The sequence below is a fragment of the Pleomorphomonas koreensis DSM 23070 genome (assembly GCF_000425185.1).
GTDB classification, from domain to species: Bacteria; Pseudomonadota; Alphaproteobacteria; order Rhizobiales; family Pleomorphomonadaceae; genus Pleomorphomonas; species Pleomorphomonas koreensis.
The window spans coordinates 1-1,808 of record NZ_AULH01000063.1 but is presented as its reverse complement, the minus strand read 5'-3'; the positions used below and the strand labels follow the sequence as shown (position 1 = coordinate 1,808).

Below are 1,808 nucleotides of genomic sequence, written 5' to 3'. Positions count from 1 at the left end.
AGCGTCGACTTGCCGCAGCCCGACGGGCCGACGAACACCACGAACTCGCCGTCGCCAATGTCGAGATCGACGCCCTTGATGATCTCAACCCGTCCGAAGCTCTTGCGCACATCGCGCATCGTGAGACTGGCCATGCGGTACTCCCTTGCGGTGGCCTGACACCGGCGATCTCAATCCGCCGGATGCCAGGCCTCTGCACAGTGTCGATCAGCGCGCTTCAAGGTTGACGGCACGAGCCGGGTAGGGCAGCCGAACCGCCGAGGCGGCGGTCAGGGCGGCGATCTCCTCGGGGGCAAACTTCAGCTCGGTGGCGGCGAGGTTGGCGCGCAACTGCTCGACCGTGCGGGCACCGATCACAACGGAGCTGACGGTCGGACGGGCGAGAAGCCAGCCGAGCGACACCTGGGCCGGTGTGGCACCCGGATGCGCGGCGGCCACCGCCTTGACCGCGTCCAGCGTCCGCCAGTTGGCATCCGTCGCCCGGTGCGCCCAGGATTCCTCCCACTCGTCCGGCGTCATGCCGATCCGGCCGGTCGTCGTGTCGGGGCGCGAGCCCTTCTGATACTTGCCGGTCAGGAAGCCGCCACCCAGCGGTCCCCACGGAACGAGACCGACGCCTTCCGACGCGCAAAGAGCCTCCAGTTCCGCCTCGATGCCGCGCTCGACCAGGGAATACTGGTACTGGGCGGCGACGAAGCGCACCCAGCCGTTGCGATCGCAGAGGCCGAGCGACTTCATCACCTGCCAGGCCATGAAGTTCGAGACGCCGATGTAGCGAACCTTGCCGGCCGCGACGAGGTCGTCGAAGGCCCGCAGCGACTCCTCGAGCGGCGTCAGCGCGTCCCAGCCGTGCATGTAGTAGACATCGACATAGTCGGTGCGCAGCCGGCGAAGGCTCGCCTCCAGCGCTTCGCAGATGTGCCGGCGCGACAGTCCGACTTTGTTGGGATCGCTCCCCATCGGCCAGCGCGCCTTGGTGGCGATGACGGCGTCGGCGCGGCGAGCGCCGAGGGTCTGGCCAACGATCTCTTCAGCCCGGCCGCCTGCGTAGACGTCGGCAAGGTCGAAATGGTTGCCGCCTGCCTCGATGTAGGCGTCGATCAGCTTCGCAGCCTCTTTCTCCGGCGTGCCGCGATCGCTCGCCTCGCCGAACACCATGGTGCCGAGCGCCAGTTCGGAAACGAGGAGACCGGAATTGCCCAGGCGGCGGTATTGCATCTTGAACCCCTTGATAGTCACGATTTCACGGCGCCCGCGGTCAGGCCGCGAACGAAGTAGCGTTGCAGTGAGAAGAACACCGCCAGCGGCAGGATCATGGAAATGAAGGCGCCGGCGGTCAGGAGATGCCAGTCGTTGCCGCGCGAGCCGACGATCTCGGCAAGGCGCATGGTCAGAACTTGCACGTTGGGCTGGCTGCCGATGAAGATCAGCGACACCAGATAGTCGTTCCAGACCCACAGGAACTGGAAGATGGCGTAGGACGCGAGCGCCGGCCCGGCCAAGGGCAGGATGATCGAGCGGAAAATCTTGAGATGGCTGGCGCCGTCGACGGTGGCGGCCTCCAGAAGCTCGCGGGGCAGCGAGGCGATGAAGTTGTAAAGCAGGTAGATGGCGAGCGGCAGGCCGAAACCCGCGTGGGCGAGCCAGACGGCAAGGTAGGTGCCGTTCAGCCCGAGCCGGACATAGTCGCTGAGCACCGGCACCAGCGACACCTGCAACGGCACCACCATCAGCGCCACGACGATCGAGAAGATCAGCCGCCGGCCGGGAAACCTGACCCAGGCAAAGCCGTAGGCGGCGAAGGCGGC

General features: G+C 66.5%; 3 protein-coding genes. All 3 read right to left on the bottom strand.

All coding sequences use genetic code 11. The annotated features are described in order from the left end of the window. Positions 1-134, bottom strand: a 134-nt coding sequence (locus H512_RS27255; protein ID WP_156899593.1) for an ATP-binding cassette domain-containing protein, incomplete at its 3' end; no start/stop codon positions are given. A gap of 73 nt (positions 135-207) precedes the next feature. Continuing rightward, positions 208-1,218 carry an aldo/keto reductase gene (locus H512_RS0120020; protein ID WP_026784910.1) on the bottom strand — a complete coding sequence of 337 codons (1,011 nt, stop codon included), beginning with the start codon at positions 1,216-1,218 and terminating at the stop codon, positions 208-210. A 17-nt stretch (positions 1,219-1,235) separates the two neighbouring features. After that, positions 1,236-1,808: carbohydrate ABC transporter permease (locus tag H512_RS0120015; RefSeq protein ID WP_026784909.1), on the bottom strand; the 573-nt coding region annotated here is incomplete at its 5' end.

What these genes read in the sequence shown, in the direction of transcription:
- H512_RS0120020 (WP_026784910.1), bottom strand. Translation starts at nt 1,218, where the DNA reads ATGCAATACCGCCGCCTGGGCAATTCCGGTCTCCTCGTTTCCGAACTG.